The following is a 22,977-nucleotide window of genomic DNA, read 5'->3' as shown; positions in this document are numbered from 1 at the left end:
CTGCTCGCCGACTTCGATCCGTCGATGTGCGGCATCTACGTTTGGTGCGTGTGGATCAGCCCGGGTCGGTACCGCAGACGTAGTACGCCTTACCCAGCCCCTTGACCGTGCCGGTCAGCAGACCGACGGCGGCTCCCGCCGCTGCACCTTCGGGGCCCGCGGCAGCACCGACGGAAGCGCCGGTCCCCGCAGCGCCCAGCAGTGCGGACAGGATCGCTCCTTCCCCCATGCTCTTGCCAAGGATTTTCGCCATGCATTTGTTCCACTCGTCGGAGTTCTTAGGGTGCTCCTTTTCGGGGATCGGCCATATCGCGGGGCGCACCGTGCCCATCGGCGTGAATGAGGTGTACCGGACCGAGGTGGCGGCGTGCGTGAACCCGGTGTTCACGATGCCGGTGGACGCTCCCTTGAACGAAGCGGTCTTGGCGGCCGGGGCCGCAGCGGTCTTGGCGGTGGTGTAGCTGACGGCGGGCATGGTCATGGAGCCGTCGATGGTGTCACCAGGTGCGTTCTCGATGGTCTGCGTGATGACGTTGCCGGACACGGTCAGACCGACCGAGTGGGTGATCCCTTTGGTGTCCACGACCGTGCTCGGCTTGATGGTGCCGATGGTGTTGCCCGTGACGGTGTCGGTGAGCTTCAGCTTGTTGGGGCCGTCCTGCGACGCGATGGTGCCGTCGGGGAGATCCGGGGTGAACGAGGCCTTCGTGGCCATGGTCAGCGCCGGTGCGTCAGCGCTCGTCACATTCGCGGTGCCGGGCTGGTTCGGGCTGGTGTGGGCGACGTACATCGTGGAGCCGGCCGCCGAATTGATGACGGGGACGGTCACGGTGGCGTCCGTCGTCCACGGCTGGTTGTCGGTGTTGAACGTCCACGTACCGGTGACCTTCTTGCCGACGGCCGCGAAGTCGACCCATCCGTAGTTCTTGCTGGGGACGGTCACGGCGATGCCGTTGATGGTCGACTCGTCGGACTGGTAGGTGGTGGTCGACTGGAGCTGGGTGGAAACCATGGCCTGGACCGGGACGGACACACCGACCGAGGACGACAGGCCCACACCGAACGATTGCGACCAGCCGGAGTGATAGATCGTGGTGAAGACCTGCGTCACCTTGTCGCCGGTGTCGTTGTACCAGACCGACGAGGCGGGCTGACGGGGCAGCGCCTCGGGCTGTCCCTCGGACTTCTGCGTCCACGAACAGGTGGAGGTCTTCTTGGAGCACAGGTCGGCGTAGTAGTCCAGCGCCAGGCTCCTGGCTTCGGCCGCCTTCGACGCGGGAACCGTCCACTCCTGGGCCACGCTGCCGTTGCAGATGTTGGGCTGGGCGAGGATGCCCCACAGGTGCAGGCCGCCCCGGTTGTCCATGCACCACTCGGTACCGCTGCGGTCGTCACGGCGGACGATCCCGAAGGTGTTGGGCTTGCCGTCCACGGGACGGAAGTGCCACTGCTCGCCGTCCTGGCCGCATGACTTCTGTGTGGCCGGCTGGGTGGCGTAGATGCATTTCCCGGACGACGTATTGGCGATGTTGAACTGGCCGGGGTCACCCAGCTTGATGAGGCGGAAGTTCTGGTAGTTGGTGCCGTCCGGCGTGACGGAGATCTGGTTTCCGTCGTTGTTGCCCGTCGCGTTGAGGGTGCCGTTACCGTTGGTGAACGTGTAGGCGTCCGCCGCGGCTGCGGCCGGGGTCGCGGTCAGGGCGAGAGCCGGGCCCAGCAGAGCGGCGGCGGTGAACGGGACGACCAACAGTCGCCCGACGCGTCTGAAAGAGGGTCTCATCTCAGTCTTCCTGTGAGGTGTCTATGTCGCGCTTACGTACTAGTCACCCCAGGCCAGGCGGAATATTACCTTCCATCACGTGATCCCCATCTCGTATGCGTTCAAGACACATCTATGACTGGTTCTCTTCTCCAGGCACCGAGAGATCGAGGATCCACGTCGAGCACTAACGCCACCAAACCCCAGCAACGCTGGTCTGGTGACACCCTCATCGGACATGTGCCACATCAGCTCTGCTCGTGATCGCCACACAAGCACGCTGCTCATTACACGCGGAATCCAGCGTTTCCCCAGGAACCACTGCTCATGAAGTCGCGCCCCCTACAAGCCTGTACGTTCCGCACCTCGATGGGCAGTGCGTGCACAAATCCGGGGTTCAGCGCTCAATTCCTCCGGCTGCAGTTGACAGCTACTGTCCTCTTACGAGCGTTCGGTGGATTTGACCGTTATGCCCAATATGGCCCGGGGCTTGGTCTTGCTGGTGGGGGACGGATTGGAGCAGCTCCCCTTCACGGCCCGTAGGGAACGACGGGTCATGATCGACTGCCACGCTGACTGTGTTGCGCTCAGTCCAGCAGTTGCTCGTCCACGCCTCGGCGGACGGCTCGGAGCCGGCTCTGCTGCGACGGGCGGCCGATCTGTGGGGTCGCGGGCGTGCCCTGTGCGACCAGCTCGGCACGATCCGGGCCGACCTTGAGCGACGGCGCCCCAGGCCACGGCGCTGGTGGGCATCCTTTTCGACGCCTACTGCCAGGCATGGGAAGCCCTGGACCGGGCGAGGGCGTTCCTGGCCGTCACCGGGCTCATCTATCCAACTGGCATCGCCACGTTGCCGCTGTACACGCAGTTCACCGCCGTGCCAGCCGTGGAGTCGTGGCCCCGCCGTGAGGAAGCCACCCCGGAGGACACCTACCACCTTTACCCGACGTCCCCGATCGAGCATCCAGGGTCGGCCGCGTCGACCGGGAACACGCCGAACGTGTAGCCCAGGAGGTCGGAACCGAGCCCAGCGAGATCCCGGCAACTCTTCGCCTGCTCGGCGCCGACGGCGCGCAAATCGGCGAAGACGGACGGCAGGTGTCGACGTCGCTGGGCCTGGAACCGTGGGAAGCCCGCCGTTTCCAGGTTTTGGCCGAGGTGGGCAGCGATGTGCCGACGGGCCAAAGCGTGGCACTTGAGGCATACCTGATTCAGTCCGATGAGCGCGTCGCGGGTGCGCTCGGCATGGTGCTGCTCGGCCCCGATGAGTGAGGGAGCCGTGGGTGACCACGGTACAGCCGTATCCGCGCACCGAACCCGCACTGATGGTCTACGAGAGCCGGTTAGATCTGGCCCGGCTGCTGTGACTCAGATCGGTGGGCGACCCGAAGGTCGCTGCGCTGCCGACCTGGCCCAGGGTGCCGGCCAGGTGTCAGGACGCCAACAGGACGCCAACAGGGATCCGCTATTTCAAGAAGCCGGCCACGGCCTGCGGTACATACACTTCGTCGAGCCAGGCGGATTGAAGAACCATAGAAATTACTTCCTCCCAGTGATCCCGGACAACCTGGCGAACATCGTCGTCGTGATACAGACGGAGACAGAATTGACAGTGGTGAGCGTAGCGATCCTCCCATTTGATATCAGGATTATGGCGCGACGCCCAGGCGATGATGCGCTCGGGCCCCTCGTAATGGATCCACAGCTTCAGAAAATCTGCTTCGGAGTCGGTGATGGCGCGACGCAATGCGCCTTGCCGACCCACGTGACCCACGTTGAGTTCCGGCACGGTCCTCATGCCCAGGCCGCAGCAAGCGCCAACCCTTCCATCCGCTTGGATCGTGTAGGTCTGCAGGACGCTATCACAGCCAGGACGCATTCCAACGTTGTACCGATTCACCGCATTTTCCGGAGGATAGGAATACGTAGCACTGTGGTCCATGGGCATCCACGGGCTGGTCTTGACGGAAAGATGTTTGCACTCCTCCGCGCTCAACTGTGCCACCATGGGGTGGTTCAGAAATTTCTCTCGAGTCACACTGTTGTCGCTCTTGAGCTCGATCATGACATGCACAGGCAAGGCTCGTTCACATGCCGCTCTTACTGCACATGCAACCCGTTCAATCGGAACGAATTTCACATGCTCATCGCCCGTACTGTAGTTAATCTCTGAGAGGCCTGCAGCGATGAGCGCTTCGAGTTTCTTTCGGGCCGCTTCGAGATTGCGCGCCCAGTAAGCATTCGTCACCAAACGTACCGGGAAATCCAGGCTTCTTGCGTGTCTGATGCCGAGGAGAAGATCTTTCCACCGCAGGGTCGCTTCACCCCCAGTGAAAACCACGTTTCGGAAACCCAGTTCTCTTGCCTTGTCGAGAGCCGAGATGATGTGGTGGATTTCGAGCCTGGCCCGTTCCCGGGGGCTGGACAGTGTGCCACAGTCGGAGCATGCCGCCGGGCATGTAAATGTAGGCATGATCGAGAGGGTACGCGGCCCCTGGTAGAAGTGTCGCTGGGGGCTCAATGCGATTCCCGTGGCCACTTCAGTCGGCATGCGTATCTCCTGCCCGGCCTTTATCCAGCACGGAGCCTCTCTCGCGGAGTTCGGCAGCGTAGCGGATGAGGGAGTCGATCGTGACTCTCACGTATGGCGAACCATAAATTCCGGCATCGCGGTGACGTGCTTCTGTCGGTGGCCCACCGGTACTGAACTCCGAAGAGTGCGTAAATGACTGAGTGGCGTGAGCTTCACCCTCCACACGCACATCGGTCCTTGTGATGACTCCGCTGGCGATAATAGCACTGCTCGTGATGAAAGTTTCTCCGTCGGGTCCCGAAAGTCTCCCGATCTCGCGAACTTCCCTGAGCAGGGCGAGGATGGCGTGATCTCCTCCATGTTCAATCACCGCACGACCGAAGTCCGCCATGAATTCCGTCTCGGAAAGCGGCCGACCCCGACGCTCTTGCGCGTACCGCCTCAGCCACTCCAGAAGATCAGGATTCGTAAATACTGCATACAGTAGTTGATTGGAAGCGGACGCCACCTGAGGAGGCAGCGGTGTGGCTCCGGTGTAAGCACACAGAACTTCGGACGGGTTCTTTACGAACCTTTCACGCAGCTCGGCATCCAGCGACATTTCCCTGAACAATTCGCCCGTGCGATCGATAATGTCAGGGCGACGAAGAATCAACTGCTCTTGATCGCAAGTGCTCACGATGCCCTCCGGGAAAGCGATGGCCGCCGTAACCTGATCTTACGAGCAGGATGCACGATGCGCTGTTCACGGATCGGCCGAACAGCGCACTCTCCTGCCTGACCAGCAGGAATAGGCGACGGCGCGGTGTGTCGCCAGCGTCACGGGTTTTCAGGAGACCCGTGCGGCGGTTGAGTCGGCCCGAACGTTCGGCATACGCGCTTCGAGCCTGCCCCTGGAGACGCCAGGCAAGGCAAGCCACGTAGACAGAGCCGTTGTCGCCTGATCGGACGCCCCGACAGGGTGGACGGTGGCAGGCAACCGCCCGGCTTCAGCCGCGAAACCGACAAGCAACGTGCTCGCGAGCCAGCGCAGCGGCGCACTCGGACACTTCCTCGGCCTGGCCATAGGACGCTCAGCGGCGGCGTTCGCCGTTGGCAGTCGCGGCCGTCGTGATCAGATAGTCGGCGAAGTGCTCGGTCAGCGGCTCCCCGGTGAGCGGTTCCAGGAAGAGGAACTGCCCCTGGGGGTTGACCTCCAGCCAGACAGGTTCACCACCTGGTGTGAGCTTGAGGTCGATGATGCCCATGGGCAGCCCCAGCCGATCGAGCACCGTGCGGACCAGCCGGGCCAAGTCCGGGGGGACCGGCCACCGCGTGATCGGGACGTTGAGGTCGGGGCGCCAGTCCAGCTCCTCCGTCTCGATGAGCGCCGCGAACATGCGCTCGCCGAAGCAGTTGAGCCTGATGTGGTGCCGGCCCGGAACGTACTCCTGGTACGTCGCCGGGCACACCGCGAAGGACTCCGCGGGCAGCGCCTGTGGGTCCTCGATCCACCGCGTGTACAAGGACGGGCCTCGCGCGCCCACGACGGGCTTGACGATGACCTGCCCGATCTCGCGGGTGAAGTCCACCACCTCGTCACGTGACTGCGTGATCAGCGTCCGCGGCACACGGAAGCCGGCCTGCCGGGCTACCCACAGCTGGTAGACCTTGTCCGAAGCCCGGTCGGTCGCCTCCGGCGGCGAAATCCACTCGCCGTGGAACGAAGCGGCGAGGATGCCCCCCAGCGCTCCACGGCAGTCGTTGTTCACCAGGCTGACCTGCTGCGCGCCGAGACCCGCGCCGTCCGAGCCGGCGGCGGACATGGTGAGCTGCTGGTCGGCCCGCGCGCGCCGCCACCACAGCAACTCCGCCTGCGCGGGGGGCACCGTCCGGCCCTCCGACGTCGGCACCGCCGCCGAGGCGTCGGAGCCGTCCGGCATCCCGGACAAGTGCCAGGTCAGGCCGGGCTTACCACTCACCGCGTCGCACTCCAGGATGTGGAACTCCTCACCGCGGGCGCGCACCGCGTGCTGCACCGCTATGGCGTGAAGGTCGTCGTGGAAAGACAGGGCCAGGATCATGCCGCGTCGCACATGTCGGAGCAGCAGTGGGGCCCGCACCCCGTCTCACAGGCGTGGCCGGCCAGACTCTCGGCGGAGACCTCCAGACCGGTGGTGGTCCGAAGGGCCTCCTCCCAGGCCCGCAGCTCCTCGGGGGTCTTCAGCTCTACGAATCCGGTCGCCTGGGTGCTGAACACCACCGGCGGGGCGGTGCTGGTAAAGCTGTCCTGCTTCTGGTCCAAGGGATCGCCAAGCTTGAAGCCGTTCATGGTCACGGCCTCCCTCAATTGCTTCTTTCGCCCCCGAGCCTCGATTTCTGGATTCCTTCTCCTTCCACTGAATCACCGCTGTACCTGGGCCGCATCCGGACGACAGTCGCCTGGTAGATCTTTCAACTATACCCCAGACCTGCGCGTTTCCCGGGGCAAGCGGCGGCGGCCTCGACAAGACCGCGGCCGCGATGGAGCGCATGGGCCTCACCCCGGCCGCCATCGATCTTGCCGACGCCGATCCCTACTCCCTCGACGCAACAACGGCTCTCCTGTAGTCCTGGTGGTGGCACGGAACAAGTCGCACCTCTCGTCAACGAGCGGGCAGTGGCCATCACCGAGCTTCCGCCCCCACCGCTAGCGAGCAGCAGCCATCCGATCGAGTGCCCGCAGGCCAGCGCCGCGGCGGTGCTGGCATCGCGGCCGCCCCGGAGCTGAGTCAGCCGCAGAAGTGGGGGTCATAGGGCACGCCAGGCATGAGCCTCCCCCACTCCTGCCGGGTGACGGTGCCGGAAATAGCATGGCAGATCCGTGACTTGGCGTGCGCAGGGCTCAGGTCCCAGATCCGGATGGTGTCGTCGCCGACGGAGATCATCCTGTCCCCGCCGGGCATGAAGAGCACCCCGTTGGCACTGCCCTGGTGACCGGTCAGGGTGCTAACCAGGGTGCGCCCGGCCACATCGAAGAGCTGGATGGTGCCGTCGTTGGTACAGGCGGCCAGCTTCCGGCCGTCCGGGCTGAACCGGACCCGGTTCACATACCCGCCCTGGATGCTCAGCGTGGCGATCCGGTGCCGGGTGGCGGCCTTCCACAGGACGACTGTACCGTCCTGGCTGGCGGTAGCGATCAGCGTTCCGTCCGGGCTGAAGGACGCCTCGAAGACCGGCCCGCCGCCGGGTGTGAACGAGCCCAGTTTCCGGTGCGAGGCGGTGTCCCACACCGACACCACGCCGCTGTCCCCGAAGGTGGTGTAGTGCTTGCCGTCCGGGGCGTACTCCAGGCCATAGGCGGGGCCGATGCCCAAGCCGGTGGTGGACAGCAGCCGGTGCGAGGCGACGTCCCACAGCCGCAGCTTGCTCTCCAAGCTGGTGGTGGCCAGGGTGCGCCCGTCCGGGCCGAAGACCGACCGGAGGAGCTTGGTGTCGCCCGAGGAGAGCGTGGCGCGCAGCCGGTGCGAAGTGACCTCCCAGATCCGGGCGTTGCCGTCCTCTCCGGCCGTGGCAAGCAAACGCCCGTCCGGGCTGAACTCAATGCCATAGGTACCCATGGTGTTACCCGGAAGCGAGCCCGTCCGGCGGCGAGTGGTCAGGTCCCACAGTCCGATGGAGTTGTCATTGCCGTCGTATGCCGCCACCGTCCGGCCGTCGGGACTCAACGCCACCTGCGCCTGGGCAGAGTTGAGGACGAGCGTGAGGTAGCTGGTGTCGGTGGACCACAGCCGTAGCGTCCCGTCCGCGCTGCCGGTGGCGAACGTCCGCCCGTCCGGCGCGAAGTCCACGCTCATCACCGGCCCCAGATGCCCGGTGACGTCGGGCCCCACCACCTTGTTGGCCACACCCCACAGAAGGATGTCGTTGTTATTGCTGGCGGCAGCCAGCAGCACACCGTCCGGACTGAACCGGACGTCCTTCAACTGCGAGTTGCCCGAGATGTCGTCCAGTACCTTGCGCCGCGCGACGTCCCACATCTTTACGTCCCCGTCCTCCCCGCAGGACGCCAGTCGCTTGCTGTCCGCTGAGAAGGCCAAGCTGGTCACGGCGCCCTGGTGCCCGGTGAGCGCGACGGGCTGCCGGTCCGTACCCACGTCCCACAGCTGTACGGTGTTGTCGTCGCCGCCGGTGGCCAGCAGCCGTCCGTCCCGCGAGAAGGCCACCGCCAGCAGTCCCCGCTCCTGGGGCCAGGGGGCCGACGGCACCGTGAGAGTGGCCACGGTGCGGTATCCGTCGGCGGTCTCCAACAGCCGTACGGTCCGGTCCGCCCCGGCGGAGGCGAGCAATTTCCCGTCGGGGCTGAACGCCACTGCGTTGACCGCCCCTTGGTAGCCGGTGAGCACCGCCACCGACTGGCGGGTGGCCGGGTTCCACAGCCGTACTGTGCCATCCGCCCCGGCGGACGCGAGCAGGTTCCCGTCGGGACTGAACGCCACCCGGTTCACCGCCCTGTGATGGCCTGGGAGCACTGCCAGCGCCCGGCGGGTGGCCGGATCCCACAGTCGCACCGTGCCGTCCTCCCCGCCCGAGGCCAGCAGCTTGCCGTCGGGCGCGTACGCCACGCCGTACACCGTCCCCCGGTGCCCGGTCAGCTTCCCGCTGAACAAGCTCGTCTGCTCGCTGAGCAGGGCACTGCGCGCCTCCACGGTCGGCGCTTGCCGGTATGCCTCCAACGCCACCAGCATCTGGGCGTCCGGGCGTGCGGCGGCCAGTGAGCCGGCCTTGGCTGCCAGCTCTCGGGAGAGCGCGGTGCGCGTCTCCGACAGCGCCAGCTTCTGCTCCTGCTGGAACACGATGAAGCCCACCACCAGGGCCAGCAGCGCCATGCCCAGCACTCCGGCCAGCAGACGCAGCCGCCGGGTACGCCGCCGCTCTGCCCGTAGTTCATCCGCCTCCCGTTCCACCCCGGCGTCCAGGAAGGCGCGTTCGCGCGCCGACAGCCGCTTCCGGTTCCCGGCCTCGGCCGCCCACTCGTGTGCCGTCGCCAGTCGGGTGCCCCGGTAGAGCAGGGAGCCGTCGCGGCCGTGCTGCTCCCAGCCCTCCGCGTCGGTGGCCAGCCGCTGGTGGGTGCGCAGCCCGATCCGGTCGTCATCGATCCAGTTCCGCAACCGGGGCCAGGCGTGGAGCAGTTCCTCGTGGGCGATCTCGGCGGTCTGGCGGCCCAGGGTCACCAGGCGGGCGGCAGCCAGCGCCTGAAGCGCTTCGGCCGCGCGGGCGGGGTCGGGCAGTTCGGCCACCGTGGCTTCGTGGTCGATCGGCCGGCTGGTGTCGGCGGTCTCGCCCACCTGTACCATCCGGGTCAGCAGCAGCCGGGCGGCTTCCTTCCCCGGATCGTTCAGCGCGTCGTATGTGTTCTCGGCGGTGACCGCCACCGCGCGGATGATGCCTCCCGCTGTCAGATAGCCGTCCAGGGTGAGGGTGCGGTCCGATCGTCGCTCCCAGGTGGCCCGCAGGGCGTGGGCCAGCAGTGGCAGCCCTGCTGATGCCCCGGCCAGATCGCTGGTGATCACCTCGGCCAGTCCTGGCTGCAGCGCTAGACCGGTGGCGTGGGCCGGGCCCTCGATCGCCTCCTGGAGTTCTTCCCTGTCCAGCGGGCCGACCACCACCTGCCCGCCCTCCAGGGCGGGCCGCAGCTCCGGGTAATGGGCGCAGTGCCCGTAGAAGTCGGCCCGCACCCCGAGCACCACCAGTGCCGGCGGCCGCTGCCCGTCCTCCCCGCAGGCCGCCGCGCACAAGGCCGCGACGAAGGAGGCGCGTTCGCTCTCCCCGGCGCACAGAGTGAAGGTCTCCTCGAACTGATCGACCACCAGAACCAGCCGGCTCTCCGACACGTCACCGCCGTTACGGGCCCGCAGGGCGGCTCGGACGGCGCGTGGCACCACCGCCGGGTCCGCCCGTACCGCGGCCGGGGTCGGCCGGACGCCCGGTGGCATCAGCGCCCCGATACGGGCCGTCAGCTCGTCCAGCGGCCGTCCGGTAGGGGTGAACGCCAGGTACGGCCAGGCCCGCGCGCCCGGCACCCGTACCCCGCCCGCCGCCAGCGCGGGCAGCAGTCCGGCCCGCAGCAGGGATGACTTCCCCGACCCGGAGGGGCCGATCACGAACAGCGGCCGGGGATGGTCCAGTTGCCCGGCCAGCCGCTCGCACAGCACCTCGGTCAGCCGTCGCCTGCCGAAGAACCACTGGCTGCTCCCGGGACCGAAGGAGGCCAGGCCCGGATAAGGGCACACCGCCGGGCCCGGCCCGGCGAGTGTGGCATCGTCCGGTTCCGGCGCCCGGTAGGCCGGGTTGGGCGCCAGCACCAGGGACTGCGCCCACTCGCTGGTCTGCCGGCTGGGGCGGGGGCACCCCCGGGCGGGCAGAGCGCGGTAAAGGAACCGATAGGCGTCATCGAGGGCCAGCCGGGCGGGCCCGGAGGGGTCCCCGTGCCGCAGGAAGCCGATCAGCTCCCCGGTGAACGCGGTGTGGGGTTCGCCGTCCGGGGCCAGCGCAAGCCGGCTGCGCGCCGCCGCGGTCAGCACATAGCCGCCGTGTACCTCCACCAGACCGGTGGGATCGCCCGCGCTCTGGGCCAGGGTGCTCACGGCCCGGCCCGAGTAGCAGCAGTCCAGGACCACCACCAACGCCCGGGCCGGGCTGGACAGAAGGCAGTCGCGGACCGCCGAGTACGCCAGGCAGGTATGGGCCAGCCGGTTGGGCCGGGAGTCCGCCGCCGCCGTGGCCAGGTACAACTCCCCGCTGGGGCTGAGCAGTCCATGCCCCACAAAGTGGATGAACAGCACGCCCTCGGCCTCGTCCGAGACCTGGGCCAGCGCCAGGCCCAGCTCGGTCGGATGGGCGGGGTCGCAGATGATCCGCAACCCCTCCTCGGCCAGGCCGCACCGCTCCACCAGCACCTGTCCCAGATCCGTCAAGGTGCCCCGGACCGCGGGTACATCGGGCAGCCCGGAGCCGGCCCGGTGGCTGCCGGTACCGAACAGCAGCGCGCGAGCGCCGGGGGTGGCCAGCCCCAGCCCCGGTTCAGGGTGCGGAAGGTCCTCCGGTGTCCGTGTCATCGTCCTCGCCGCCCAGTACCGAGAGCCGGTCGATCAGGTGCCGCACCTCCGCCGCGTCGGCGCCGCGCACGCGCTTCGCCGACACCTCGATCTCGCGTCCGTGCTTGTCGGTCACTCTCAGCCGCAGGTTGTGTGTGCGATAGCGGACCCAGGTGACCAGGGCTGTGGCCAACACCACCGCCCCGTCCCGACCGAGGCTGACGATCAACTCTCCGGCCGAGGGGCCACCGAGGGTGCCCTTCGGCGGGGCCTGGTACACCGGGCGTACCCGGCCCCGCAGTTCATCCTCGGCGGTGAGCCAGATGAAGAGCGAACCCAGTTCCTCGGGGAAATCCTCCGGCGCATCCGAATCCACCAGTACCACCCGAACACTCCCCGATTCCCCCATATGCCCACGGTAGCGCCGGCGTGGACCGGCCGAAAGGGGCCCACACCAGTCCGCACCCTCAGCGCTTCCCCTCCCCACGCGAACGCGGCTGGGACCCGCCGGCTCTGGCAGCCCTTGCCGGTGCACCGCGTGCACGGGGTGCCGTTCGAGAACGAGCACCCCATGCACATCGACGCCACTGCGCCACACTCGACGTCCACCGCGAAGGTGTACTCGAGAGCTTCTGCCCCAAGCGATCCGGCAGGTTCTGAGCCCGAGGGTCAGTGTCCGTGGCGCCGGACAATACCGGTCTCTCCGGAGCGCAAGCGTGGCGAGGCCGGGTCAGCCCGGTTCGTGGACGCCGTTGTTCCGGGTCAGCACGCTCGGGTCCCGGCTGGCGATGTCCGAGTGCGGGCCGCCCTGGTGGGTGGACGGGGCGGTGGGCGGTGTGGCGGGCTCCTTTGCGGCGGAAGGCCTGGGCGGCGGCTCCTGCTTCACGTGGCCCGTCACGTGCTGCGGCTGCGCCTGCGGCTTTGGCTGTGGCAGGGGCTCGTACGGTTTGGCCGGCGGGTGCGGTGCGTTGTCCGGTGGCAGGGTGGGCAGGTGGGTGGGTGCTGTCCCGTGTTGCGGTTGCTTCCCGGCCGATGTTGTGGGCGGTGTGGTGGGCGCCTGCGGTGCCGGTTCCTCTGCCTTGTCCTCTTCGGCGGGGGCTTTCGTGGGAGCCTTCGTGGGGGGTGTCTCCGGGGAGTCGGCTGCGGGCTGCGGGCGGGGCGGCGTGGGGGAATGTTTCTCGGGTGACGGCTTCCCCGCGGCCGCCGGACGGTCGGCGGGCGGCCCGGCCGGTGCTGGTTCCTTCCCCTCACCCGTCGCCGGCCTTCCTCCTTCCTCGGGCGCCTGGTCGCGCGGGGCGCTCAGCGACGGTGGCAGGAGGGCCAGGTGGTCGACGTCCGTGCCGGGTGTCAGGGCGCCGGTGGACAGCCCACCCCACAGGGCCAGGGCGGCCAGGGCCGATACGACGAGGTTGCGGCCGGCGGTGGGCCGTCGTCCCCAGCCATGCGCCGGCGGTTTCACCGCCGGGTGGCCGGGCGTCGGCGGGTCGATCGAGGAGACCGAGGCGACCGGCTGCATTCCCTGCTGCTCGCCGCCGGTCAGAGCCTCGATGCCGAGGAGGGCAACGAAGGTGGGCAGCAAGCGTGCCACGAGACGGCTGATGTTGGCCTTACACGTCTCACAGTCCTTGATGTGGGACTTCAGGGGCCCGCAGGCCTCGTGAGGCAGGGCTGCCGTGCTCTTGGGATCGTCAAGAATCTCCCGGATCTCCGGGTGTTCGCCCATGACCTCCTTCAGTATCGACGTGAGCGTGCCACAGCGGTTCCCCGACGGGGGCGCGGGGGCGTCCTGTGGCGGCTTGCTCAGCTGGTTCCAGGGTTTTCGGCTGTCGGGGTCCCGGGCCAGCAGGTTGACCTCCAGCGCCGCCCTCAGGGCTTTACGGTGCCGCTGGGCACGGCTGTCGGCCTGGACGGGGCTACAGCCCAGCTCCGCGCCCAGCCGGGCCCCGCTGAGACGGCGTACGTAATGCAGCTGATACAGCCGCTGCTGGTCCTCCGGCATGGCCCGCAGGACAGCCTTGGCGAAGATGAGGCCCTCACTCGTGCACAGGCGGTTCAGCGCCGCCTCCTCCAGGCTCAGCCGGCTGGAGTCCTGCCACACCAGCGACTCGGCGTCGAGCCGGTACACGTTCCGGGCCCGCTGCTTGCCGATCGCGCGGCCATGGTCGAGACAGCGCTTCCGGGCGACGCTGAAGACCCAGCTCCTGAGGTGCTGTGGGACTGCCTTGCCGTCGCGCAGCAGCTGCCATATTGACGCCCGTGTCACCGCTGCCGCATCCTCGCCATCTCGCCGGTCCGAGAAGTGCCGTCGGCAGTACTGCCCCAGCTGGGCCTCGTAGCGCCGGAGGATCTCGCTGATCACGGCGTCGCGCTCTTCGGGGCCCGTCGCGGTGCGCAGGCGGGCGACCAGGTCCTTGTCGTCGTAGTCCCTGATCCTGTCGGGGTGCTGGGCTGTGGTCACGGCGTCACCTCGTCGACGCATGGTGCGGACGTCCCGTTAAAACGTGCCGCAACGAGCGGCACGCTGGTGGACCGGCGGTGGCAGTCGTGCACGAGCCCGGCCATCACGCGAAGGTCCTGGCGGCCCAGCCGGAGCAGGAAGTCTTTGACGAGCACGCCGGCGCCCAGCGCGGCGAGATCTCGCACGACTCCCTCAGGCATGGCCCAATCGGTCACGACGGTGATGGTTCCGAGCGCGATGGTGCGGATCAGACTGTTTGTCATGAGCCGTTTGTCCATCGTTCCTTCTCTCCAATCGGTGTCGTGAGAGAAGGGGTGATCAACAGGTCGGAATCATCGCGTTTTCCGCGAGAAAGCAGGAAAGATACGCATGGATCGTCCTCGGCGCTCAAATGATCAATCGCCGGAGAGGTGACGGCCCGGTACCGGACCATCGGCGCACCTCATACAGAAACCGTAAGGTCACCGGCCGACCCGATCCGCCGGGAGTCACCAGGCCACCGCCAACAGCAAGATCAGCACCGTAGGTGGTCTAAGCACCTTCCGGCAGCGGCCGCCTCCCCACCGAAGGAAGGCTTCACGACGAACGTCGCGCGCTGCGACGAGCGCCCCGACGTACCACCGCGTCTGTTCGGACAGGCATGATCCTGGTCGGTTGCAGCCTGATCGCTCTTATCGTTGAACTGCTCTCCGGCACAGCCGGCCACCTGACCTGCCGTGGCCAGGCCACGCATCCGTAGTTCCGGCTCGCACGGCCATCAACCTCGCGGCGATTCTCACCCTGGCTGCCACACTCGCCGCAGCCAGACAGGTCTCCATCCGATGGGGCACGACGCCTGAGGCACCAAGTCCTGGCGGGCGAAGGCCTCGTACGCCCACTCGCCGAAGAGGACGAAGCGGACCTCCTCCACCGACGTCTCCGTCTCCCGCACCGTCTCCACCGCGATGCGCGCCGCGTCCTCCATCGGCCAGCGGTAGACACCCGTGGAGATCGCCGGGAACGCCACCGTCCTCGCGCCCAGCTCGTCCGCGACCCGCAGGGACTCCCGATAGCAGGACGCGAGCAGAGATTCGTCACCACCGCCGAAAACCTGGAACACCGGGCCCACGGTGTTGAGCGTTGACCCACCACTCACGCAGCGAGCGTCAGCGCCCGAGCCCCTGAGGGGAGAGGGAGCGCGGTCACCTGCTCGCCGTCGAGCATGAGCTCGGCGGTGTGCGTTGCCGGGTCCACGACCACCGAGACGGTGCCGGGGCCCGGGCGTGAGTGAGAGCCGTCGAAGCGCAGCTCGGCCAAGCGGACCGGGGCGGGAAAGCCCTTCCCGTACTCGAACCGCACGCCCCGCTTGCCGACGAACCCCCTGACACCCCGGGTGATCAGCTTCTCTCGGCGCTCTACTGGGAACGCCGAGTCCCACCACTTGGCGTAGGTGAGGACCGGGCACTTACAGGAAGCCGCCCGGCAGTCACTCGCGTGATCCTTCACGTCCATCCATCGAGTCACCGGTTTGGCGTTCGGCGCTCTGGTGAGTGCCTCCCGTTCGGTGGCCACGCCGGTCAGGTGATGGAAGGTGGTCAGGTGATGGAAGGCGGTCCGGGGTGGGTGGGGTCTCTCTCGTGGGCGGGAACAGGTGGTGTGGAGGCGGGCTCAGGGCTCGATGGCGAGGTGTTCGATGAGGTCGTCGCGCAGCGTGAACCGATAGCGGAGATCAATGGTGCCGCCGGGGAAGTCGCCTTCGAGGTGGTGTGTGGCGGTGTAGTGGGCCGTGTCGGTCTCCTGAGCGTTCGTGAGATGGATGGTGTAGGTGAATTCGGTGGCGGATCGGTCCAGCCACTGCTCGATCGCGGCTCTGCCCTGGTAGGTGTTGCCGTCGTCGATCACTATGGCGTCGTCGGTGAACGTCGTGACCGCGGTGGAGGTGTCGTGGGCGCGGTGCGCTGTGAGGTAGCGGGTGATCACCTTGGGCAGGTCGTCCGGGGTGATGGTTCGGGGCTGGTTGTCGTGCATGACGCTCCTGATGGTGGTGGCGGGTTCAGACGGTGGGGGTGGTGGCGCCGTCGATGACGTGTTCGGCGCCGACGATGGCCGAGGCGCGGTCGGAAACGAGGAAGGCGACGAGCTCGGCAACTTCCTCGGGCTGGTTGGGACGGCCGAGCGGGATGCCTCCGAGGGAGTCCATGAGCCGGCCCAGCGCCGCTTCCTGGGTGATACCGGCGTCGTGGGCGATCCGGGCGACGAGGTTGTCGGCGGCCGAGGTCTGGACGAAGCCGGGTGAGGCGGTGTTGACGCGGACACCGTGGGGGGCGACCTCGTTGGCCAGTCCTTTGCTGTAGGTCGTGAGGGCGGCTTTGGCAGCGGCGTAGGCCAGGGTGCCGTTCCACAGCGGCATGCGGCGCTGGATCGAGGTGACGTGCACGATCGCGCCCCTGCCTTTGGCGAGCATGTGCGGTAGGAGTGCGCGGTCCAGGCGGACGGCGGCCAGCAGGTTCGTGTTCAGCTCCTTTGCCCAGTCGTCCTCGCCGAGCGCGGCGAATCCTCCTGCCGGTGCCTCGGAGCCGCCGAGGGTGTTGACCAGGATGTCGACGCCTCCCACGCGGGCGTCCACCTCGGAGGCGACGTGGGCGGCGCCTCCGGCGGTGGACAGGTCGGCGGCGATGAAGGTCTTCTCCTCGACGTCGTCGGGGCGGCTGCGGGCGGTGACCAGCACGGTCGCACCGGCCTGGGCCAGGCGTCGGGCGATGGCGGCTCCGGTGCCCTTGGTGCCGCCTGTGACCAGAGCGCGTCGGCCTTCGAGGGATTCGCTGATGGATGTGGTCACGGTGTGCTCCGCTCCCGGGCGCGGAGATACGAGGCGCCGCTCCCGTCTCAACTGCTAAAGTAGAAGCCACTAACTTCGACTCTAGCAGTAACTGAGGGGATGGTCGCCGTGGCAAGCCGGATCAGGCTGGAGGACCGGGAGTGCCCGCTGTCCACGACGGTGGAACACGTCGGCGAGTGGTGGACACTGCTGATCCTCCACGACGCCTTCGACGGCTACACCCGCTTCGACCAGTTCCAGGAGAGCCTGGGCATCTCCTCCAGCATGCTCACCACCCGGCTGAAGACCCTGGTCGCGGACGGTCTGCTGGAGCGCCGGCCGTACCAGACCAGCCCCGTCAGGCACGAGTACGTCCTGACCGAACTCGGGCGCTCCCTGCGCCCGGTGATCGTCGCCCTGGCCGCGTGGGGCAACTCCCGCCTCACGCCGACGGAACGCAGCATGATCCTCGTCGACGCGCACAGCGGCGAGGAAGTCGAGCCCGTGGTCGTCGACGCCAAAACCGGCCGCCGACTCGACGACAGCGCCGCCTACGTCTTCACCGCGGGCCCCGCAGCAAGCGACGCGATGCGCAGCCGCTACGCGGCACGGCCGGCCATTCCCGCGGAAGAGGCGAAAGCAGGCCCGGAAGCTTCTCGTACAGCCTTGAGCAGGGCCGCGAGCACGGGCTGCGCCTGACCAGCCTCGCGGAACGGCTTGTCGCCGACGACGCGGGCGCCCAGTGCTCGCGCAGGTTCGGAGACACGTTCACACGTCGCGGTGCCGTACGACGACCACCGCGAGAGCGACCGCGACCAGCGGCCAGAGGGCGTACGCGATCCAGGAGCCGGGGAGCGTGGCGGTGTAGCCCAGGGATCCGGGATCCGGCTCCCAGGTCTGGACCAGGCGGGTCCAGGCGGCCGAGACCATCGTGTGCTTGATGTCCGCCGACCAGCGGTTGCTCGCCGAGAACATGGTGGGCAGCATCAGCAGGGTGAAGACGCTGGTGAGCATGGTCCCGACGGCATGCCGGAGCAGAACGCCAAAGCCCAGGCCGACCAGGGCACACACCGGGGCCAGCAGCGCGGATGCCACCAGCGGACGGACCACGTCGGCGTGGGTGATCGGAACGTCGGCGCCGTGCCCGTCCAGGATGGCCTGGGAGACCAGGAAGGATCCGATGGAGGCGGCCGTGCCGACTGCGGTCCACAGCACGGCGGTGACGACCGCCTTGGCCAGTACCACCGCACCACGGGAGGGGACGGCCACGGTGGTGGTGCGGATCAGCCCGCTGCTGTACTCGCTCACGACGGTGAGGGCGCCCATGCTGCCGGCGACGAGTATCAGCGTCAGGTAACCGGTCGACGGGTAGGCGTCGTAGACCAGGAACGCGCCGGGTTCGGAGCCTGCGGCTTTGTCCGCCAGTGCGGCCACGGCGCCGGACCCGATGACGAACAGGGTGATGAAGGCGAGGGCCCACGGGGTGGAGCGCAGGGACCGCGTCTTGATCCACTCGGAGGCGATCAGGTCGCGGAACCGGGCGGGCGGCTCGGTGAGAAACGCGGCCGACGTGGTCGCGGGGGCGGATGTCCGTGTGGTCATCGCGGCTGTCCTGCCTGGTATTCGACGCTGTCGGCGGTGAGTTCCGTGAAGGCCGCCTCCAGCGAGGCGGTTCGGGAGGTCAACTCGTTCAACAAGATCCCGTTCGCGAAGGCGAGCGCGGCGATCCGGTCCGTCGCCAGTCCGGTCACGACGAGCTTCTCGGCGCCCGCCGATCCCTCCGGCTCGACCGACGCGCCGGCGGCGGTCAGCACCCCCGTCAGCTCGGCGGCCTGCCGCGTGCCCACCACCACTCCAAGGCCGGCGCTGCGGGCCGCGAAGTCCCGTACCGACTCGGCGGCGATGAGCCGGCCCCGGCCGATGACGATGAGCTGGTCGGCGGTGTTCTCCATCTCCGACATGAGGTGGCTGGAGAGGAAGACCGTGCGGCCCTCGGCCGCGAGGCGCTGGAAGAGGCGGCGCATCCGGTGCGTCCGCCGTGCACCTGGCCCGCGTCCAGGAGGGCGCCGACGTGCCGCAGTCCCCGGGCGTGGCCGCGGAAGGGGGCTCCGCTGACGGTGGCGGTGCCGCCGGTGGGGGCTTCCAGGCCGAGGATCATCCGCAGGGTGGTGGACTTGCCGGCTCCGTTGGGGCCGAGGAAGCCCGTGACCTGGCCTGGCCGCACGGTGAAGGACAGCTGGTCGACGGCGGTCTTGGCGCCGTAGCGCTTGGTGAGTTCGTTGACTTCGATCACATGGACAACCCTGCCGGGATGGCTCCGTCCGGTCATGGGACCGTGGGCGGCAATCACCCCCCGCCGCCTTCGCCCGTGGGCGTAAGCCCACGGGCCGATGCCGCGGAGGCCAGCGGCTGGATAACCTCGCGGGATGATCGACATACCGACCACCCCGTTGCCCGCGCGTGTCGCAGGGCACGACCTTCCTCCTGCGCGGGCACTCCGCCTCCAGAGGGCGCGCCGCCGATGACGAGAACGAAGGTCATGGCATGGGCGGGGGGGGTGCTTTACGTCCTCGCGGTGGGTCTGCTCGTAGGAGGCGCGCCGCGGGCTTCGGGCACGGTCCACGGCATCGGGGCACTGCTGGCGGCGAGCCTCCTCGTCGGGGTCCTGCGACGCAGCCCGGTGCTGGCCCTGACCCTGACGCTCTTGGGGTCCACGGCCGTGGTGGTGGGCCCCCCGAGCTCCGCCGGTGTGGATCTGTCGGCTTCCTACCAGGGCCAGTTCCTGTCGTATCTGGCGGTGGACCTCGTCCTGGGCTTCCTCGTCGCCACCCGCGCGCGGCGGGCTTCGACCGTCGCCGCGGTCATCTCCCTCGTCGTCCAGGTCCTGCTCGTCGGCGGCTTCGCGCACGGCGACAGCCTGATCCTCAACCTCCTGATCGCCCTCCTGGCGATGGCCGCGTCCTGCACGATGGGTCTGCTGAGCCGCGAGCGACGCGAGCACGCGGTGGAGCTGCGCGCGCACGAGGTGGCCGAGGCCGTCGTTACCGAACGGCTGTGGATCGCACGGGAGTTGCACGACATGGTCGCGCACAGCATCGGCATCATCGCCATCCAGGCCGGGGTGGGGAGCCGGGTCATCGGGACACAGCCCGCGCAGGCCCAGGAGGCGCTGCGAGCCATCGAAGCCACCAGCAGAGAGACCTTGTCAGGGCTGCGGCGCACGCTGGTGGCACTGCGCGCAGCAGCCCGGCCGCCCCGGCCATGTCGCCCTCGGCCCGGGCCCGGCCGGCCGCCACGGTCCGTTCCTCCAGCACCTCGACATCCAGGCATCCCTCAGGCAGCTGCAGGACATAGCCGTTGTCCGCCATGGGCAAGACCCTCGGGCGCGCCCGGTCGGTCTCCAGGACGCGCCGCAGCCGCGAGGCATACGTGCGCAGCACCGTCACAGCGCGGGCCGGAGGATCCTCCCACAGGGCGCCGAGGAGCACGTCGATGGAGACGGTCCGGCGCGCGTGCATCGCCAGCATCGCCCACTGCTGAGGTGGCCCGAGATCCAGTTCCCTCTCCCCACTCCAGGCGCGCACAGGACCGAGAACACACAACCGTAGCCGCCTCGCGCCCTCGACGGCTGACGCGCCGAAAGAGCCATTCATACCGGCAATCATCATCCGCGATCATTACCTACCAGTAATCCATCGGACGCCGGACACCATGAAACCCCGCCCTCAACTCCCAGCGCGCCCGGCCCCTGCACCGGCCCGAGGGGACACGAGCGCCGACGAACAACGGCGGGCACCGGACGGGCCGCCTCGGACGCGCCATATCCCAGGCCCGCCACACCAGCTCCACAGCCGCCCCCACGCCGGCGTGAACTGCGTCGCCGCCGGATCCTGCCGGTGATCTCCCGCAAGGGATCTCCGAGCATCAAGAGCCTGGGCAAAGCTCCGATTCGTCGTCGAGCAGACCTTCGCACTACTCCACCGGTTCAAACGCCTCGCCGTCCGCTGGGAACGACGACTCGAACTCCACGACGCCTTCGTCCGTCTCGCTGGCCTGCAGCATGATCTGCTGGCGCCGGCTCAAGAGACAGGTAGCGTGATCACCTGAGGGTTGAGTGAAAATCCAGACCGGATGCGACGGCAAACGCCACCCCGGATCCGATGGACCATGGCGTCCGTCTGGGCGGCACCGGGCCCGACCACATCGGCGGACTATGAGGGAAGGACGCATCTGTGTCGCACGACATGGTGAAAGCGAGTGAGCTGCTGACCCAGGACGAGGTCGAACTGCTGACTCGTGCACTCCTGGAATGGGGCGGACCCGCGCACTGCAGCGATCAACTCGCGGTCGGCATGGGGTTCGGCGGCGCACAGGACCTACTCGACCAGGGCCGTAGGCTCCGGAACGCGCTCCGCGAAGACGCACCCCTCAACGCAGCGGACTGGGCGCGGACACTTCTGGCTACAGAGATCGTCTTCGTCAGCGACCTTGCTGGTTCGGGCGTCGAATGGTCAACGACCACGGGGCGCGATGACGAGGCGACGATCAGGATGCTGCGCGTAATCCAGCGGAAGCTGGCCCGGACGGTCAGCCGCTATTACGGAAAGCGACCGAGCGAGTAGTAGCCCAGAAGATCGCTTCGTCAGCTTGCACCATTCGAAGATCTCTCCCGACCGATTCACCCTGGGCCAACTTAGAAGATCCTTGCTACGAGCTCCAAGGGGGCGTTCACGAGCGACCCGAGCCCTGACGTTGCCCCTGGACGAGGCGGTAGACCTCCCGGGCCACATACCGCTTCAGGCAGCGGATAATCTCACGCCGGGTCTTCCCCTCCGTAACCCGCCTCTCGTAATACGCCGAGCGTCGCGCACGCACGAATGAGAGCTCGGCGATTCAAGCCGGTCAGCTCTTCCCGAAGCGCCGGATCGGCAGTGACCAGGACCGCTTTGAGCTGGTTAGTGGCCTGGGTACAGGATTTGACAGCCGAGTCCCTGGCCACGGTGTACATACGCACGATCCCGATCGGGCCGTTCCCCGACTTCGCCCGCGAGCACGCACGGCCGCTGAGCACGGCATGAGCGGCAGCTTCCGCATCACCCTGGTCGGTTTTACCCCGCCGACGACGAGCCGAACGCCCCGGCCCAGGGGCCTCGATGACGTCGATTCCTTGTGACAGCAGATACCGGGACAGGGCCGCCCCGTCCGGACCAGGTGCAGACCGGCTCAGCTTCACATGACGAGATCACTGCCCTGACAGGTGCCGCCGGTTCTGGCCTACGCCGTGGGCAGTGCCGCGGGCAGCTGGTGCCTTAGAGACTCTGCCAGCAGCGCCAGCAGCGTCTGGTTCTCCCGGTTCGCTGTGAGGGCCCGCGCATGGAGAGTTCCGGCAAGCTGGGCGAAGCGTTCGCGTACCCTGACGGGTGGCCAGGAGACGGTGGTGTGCAGAAAGGCCCGCGCGCTCACCTCACGCGCTGCGGTGCCCTGCGCCAATCCGGACGGCTCGGCGCTTCGGGAGCGGATCTCGTGCAGCAGCCACCATGCGTCGGTCGGTTCGGCGGGTCGTACTCCGAGCACCCCGCGGCCCACGATGACGGGGTCCGGTTGATAGCGGCCCGCACCTCACCCGGCTTGGATGCCACCAGCACCGCATTCGGCAGACAGATCTCACTGCCCTGGCCGGCAGTGTCTCCCCATCGTTCCGCGGTCCGGTCGAGGTACGGCAACGGGTTGCGCAGCACGTCGGCAGGCGCCACCCATGCGGTGCCGTCCCCTTCCGGAATGGACGCCGTGGGTTTGGGCGCGGCTCCCGTGTACGCCCGGACGACGTCCTTGAACGTATGGTGGGGCCATGTGTGGCGGTCGGCAGCCGCGACGGCGAAGTGCGCGTCCGCCAGCGCGACGGCGGTCGCTGCGATCCGCTCGTTGGCTGCCGCCTTGCCTTCAATGATCTCTACGGTGCGTACTACGCGGCCTCGCGTGTCGGGGGGCGGCAGCGCAATGGGCAGTCGCCGCAGCTTGGCCAGGCCGAGCGTGGCTTGCGCCGAGCCGGAGGCGTGGGCATTGCACCACGCCCGTACGGCTGGTGCCGTGAGCCAGACTCGGAGCCACTCCGCCATCGCCGGGTCGACGCAGCGCACAATCGCTACGGACCGTGCCGCGTTCCAGCCCTCGTGCTCACCGTGGATCGTCGCGGCTTCGCCGATCCGCCCGACGAGGACGACGACATCACCGCTCCGTAGTCGGGTTCGCGGGCTGTTGCTGTCCACCTCACGGCTGATCAGCATGGGCTCCGCGGCACGTATGCGGCCGTCGGCGATGTCACCGGCGCGCAGCATGGGCACCCCGTCGGGGTCCGGTCGCCCAGGTCGAGTGATC

General features: G+C 68.1%; 20 protein-coding genes and 3 pseudogenes. 5 read left to right on the top strand and 18 right to left on the bottom strand.

Annotation, left to right across the window (positions count from 1 at the left end; translation table 11 throughout):
* Window positions 1-55 precede the first annotated feature (55 nt).
* Window positions 56-1,780 carry an RICIN domain-containing protein gene (locus ACFYZR_RS20935; protein ID WP_391912343.1) on the bottom strand — a complete coding sequence of 575 codons (1,725 nt, stop codon included), beginning with the start codon at window positions 1,778-1,780 and terminating at the stop codon, window positions 56-58.
* A gap of 724 nt (window positions 1,781-2,504) precedes the next feature.
* Here ACFYZR_RS20935 and ACFYZR_RS20930 point away from each other — a divergent pair.
* Entirely contained in the window at window positions 2,505-2,765 is a 261-nt protein-coding gene (locus ACFYZR_RS20930; RefSeq protein WP_391912341.1) for a hypothetical protein, read from the top strand.
* Between the two features lie 92 nt (window positions 2,766-2,857).
* Window positions 2,858-3,031 carry a hypothetical protein gene (locus tag ACFYZR_RS20925; protein WP_391912339.1) on the top strand — a complete coding sequence of 58 codons (174 nt, stop codon included), beginning with the start codon at window positions 2,858-2,860 and terminating at the stop codon, window positions 3,029-3,031.
* Between the two features lie 193 nt (window positions 3,032-3,224).
* On the opposite strand, the gene ACFYZR_RS20920 is transcribed toward ACFYZR_RS20925, so the two are convergent.
* From ACFYZR_RS20920 to ACFYZR_RS20865, 12 genes and pseudogenes are all read right to left on the bottom strand, one after another.
* Entirely contained in the window at window positions 3,225-4,310 is a 1,086-nt protein-coding gene (locus ACFYZR_RS20920; protein WP_391912337.1) for a radical SAM protein, read from the bottom strand.
* Window positions 4,300-4,971, bottom strand: a complete 672-nt coding sequence (locus tag ACFYZR_RS20915) for a hypothetical protein (protein WP_391912335.1) — start codon at window positions 4,969-4,971, stop codon at window positions 4,300-4,302. Before ACFYZR_RS20915 ends, ACFYZR_RS20920 begins: the two co-directional genes overlap by 11 nt.
* A 394-nt stretch (window positions 4,972-5,365) precedes the next feature.
* Entirely contained in the window at window positions 5,366-6,355 is a 990-nt protein-coding gene (locus ACFYZR_RS20910) for a RimK family alpha-L-glutamate ligase (RefSeq protein WP_391912333.1), read from the bottom strand.
* Window positions 6,352-6,603, bottom strand: coding sequence for a hypothetical protein (locus ACFYZR_RS20905; protein WP_391912331.1), 252 nt, complete (start codon window positions 6,601-6,603; stop codon window positions 6,352-6,354). The genes ACFYZR_RS20910 and ACFYZR_RS20905 overlap by 4 nt, the downstream gene beginning before the upstream one ends.
* A gap of 439 nt (window positions 6,604-7,042) precedes the next feature.
* A complete protein-coding gene (locus ACFYZR_RS20900; protein WP_391912329.1) occupies window positions 7,043-11,368 on the bottom strand; it encodes a DNA-binding protein in 4,326 nt (1,441 codons plus the stop codon).
* On the bottom strand, window positions 11,334-11,732 hold the full coding sequence (locus ACFYZR_RS20895) for a hypothetical protein (RefSeq protein ID WP_391912327.1): 399 nt from the start codon (window positions 11,730-11,732) through the stop codon (window positions 11,334-11,336). Before ACFYZR_RS20895 ends, ACFYZR_RS20900 begins: the two co-directional genes overlap by 35 nt.
* 345 nt (window positions 11,733-12,077) lie before the next feature.
* Window positions 12,078-13,805: a sigma-70 family RNA polymerase sigma factor gene (locus tag ACFYZR_RS20890; RefSeq protein ID WP_391912325.1), complete on the bottom strand. Its 1,728-nt coding sequence runs from the start codon at window positions 13,803-13,805 to the stop codon at window positions 12,078-12,080.
* On the bottom strand, window positions 13,802-14,083 hold the full coding sequence (locus tag ACFYZR_RS20885) for a hypothetical protein (RefSeq protein ID WP_391912323.1): 282 nt from the start codon (window positions 14,081-14,083) through the stop codon (window positions 13,802-13,804). The genes ACFYZR_RS20890 and ACFYZR_RS20885 overlap by 4 nt, the downstream gene beginning before the upstream one ends.
* A 497-nt stretch (window positions 14,084-14,580) precedes the next feature.
* A pseudogene (locus ACFYZR_RS20880) lies at window positions 14,581-14,922 on the bottom strand (macro domain-containing protein); the annotation flags it as partial.
* A gap of 14 nt (window positions 14,923-14,936) precedes the next feature.
* Window positions 14,937-15,356 carry a hypothetical protein gene (locus ACFYZR_RS20875; protein ID WP_391912321.1) on the bottom strand — a complete coding sequence of 140 codons (420 nt, stop codon included), beginning with the start codon at window positions 15,354-15,356 and terminating at the stop codon, window positions 14,937-14,939.
* Between the two features lie 96 nt (window positions 15,357-15,452).
* On the bottom strand, window positions 15,453-15,812 hold the full coding sequence (locus ACFYZR_RS20870; protein ID WP_391912319.1) for a nuclear transport factor 2 family protein: 360 nt from the start codon (window positions 15,810-15,812) through the stop codon (window positions 15,453-15,455).
* A 25-nt stretch (window positions 15,813-15,837) separates the two neighbouring features.
* Window positions 15,838-16,623 (bottom strand): SDR family oxidoreductase, encoded by a 786-nt coding sequence (locus tag ACFYZR_RS20865; RefSeq protein ID WP_391912317.1) that lies wholly within the window; start codon window positions 16,621-16,623, stop codon window positions 15,838-15,840.
* A 99-nt stretch (window positions 16,624-16,722) separates the two neighbouring features.
* On the opposite strand from ACFYZR_RS20865, the gene ACFYZR_RS20860 reads away from it, so the two are divergent.
* A complete protein-coding gene (locus ACFYZR_RS20860; RefSeq protein ID WP_391912315.1) occupies window positions 16,723-17,301 on the top strand; it encodes a winged helix-turn-helix transcriptional regulator in 579 nt (192 codons plus the stop codon).
* A gap of 69 nt (window positions 17,302-17,370) precedes the next feature.
* Here the strand turns inward: ACFYZR_RS20860 and ACFYZR_RS20855 are convergent, their stop codons facing one another.
* Entirely contained in the window at window positions 17,371-18,204 is an 834-nt protein-coding gene (locus ACFYZR_RS20855) for an ABC transporter permease (RefSeq protein ID WP_391912313.1), read from the bottom strand.
* Window positions 18,201-18,895: pseudogene (locus tag ACFYZR_RS20850) on the bottom strand (ATP-binding cassette domain-containing protein). Before ACFYZR_RS20850 ends, ACFYZR_RS20855 begins: the two are co-directional and overlap by 4 nt.
* Here ACFYZR_RS20850 and ACFYZR_RS20845 point away from each other — a divergent pair.
* Window positions 18,896-19,834 (top strand): annotated as a pseudogene (locus tag ACFYZR_RS20845) (histidine kinase); the annotation flags it as partial.
* Here ACFYZR_RS20845 and ACFYZR_RS20840 read toward each other — a convergent pair.
* On the bottom strand, window positions 19,737-20,120 hold the full coding sequence (locus ACFYZR_RS20840) for a hypothetical protein (protein WP_391912387.1): 384 nt from the start codon (window positions 20,118-20,120) through the stop codon (window positions 19,737-19,739). The pseudogene ACFYZR_RS20845 and the gene ACFYZR_RS20840 sit on opposite strands and share 98 nt — an antisense overlap.
* Before the next feature lie 714 nt (window positions 20,121-20,834).
* Between ACFYZR_RS20840 and ACFYZR_RS20835 the strand changes: the two genes are divergently transcribed.
* A complete protein-coding gene (locus tag ACFYZR_RS20835) occupies window positions 20,835-21,224 on the top strand; it encodes a hypothetical protein (protein ID WP_391912311.1) in 390 nt (129 codons plus the stop codon).
* Window positions 21,225-21,415: 191 nt separating this feature from the next.
* Here the strand turns inward: ACFYZR_RS20835 and ACFYZR_RS20830 are convergent, their stop codons facing one another.
* Both ACFYZR_RS20830 and ACFYZR_RS20825 read right to left on the bottom strand, forming a co-directional pair.
* Entirely contained in the window at window positions 21,416-21,835 is a 420-nt protein-coding gene (locus tag ACFYZR_RS20830; protein WP_391912309.1) for a transposase, read from the bottom strand.
* Between the two features lie 226 nt (window positions 21,836-22,061).
* A complete protein-coding gene (locus ACFYZR_RS20825; RefSeq protein ID WP_391912307.1) occupies window positions 22,062-22,937 on the bottom strand; it encodes a hypothetical protein in 876 nt (291 codons plus the stop codon).
* Window positions 22,938-22,977 lie beyond the last annotated feature (40 nt).

It is taken from the genome of Streptomyces sp. NPDC001678, from assembly GCF_042892945.1.
Taxonomy (GTDB): Bacteria; Actinomycetota; Actinomycetes; order Streptomycetales; family Streptomycetaceae; genus Streptomyces.
Note: the sequence above shows the minus strand (reverse complement) of the source record. Positions and strands in the feature narration are given on the sequence as shown.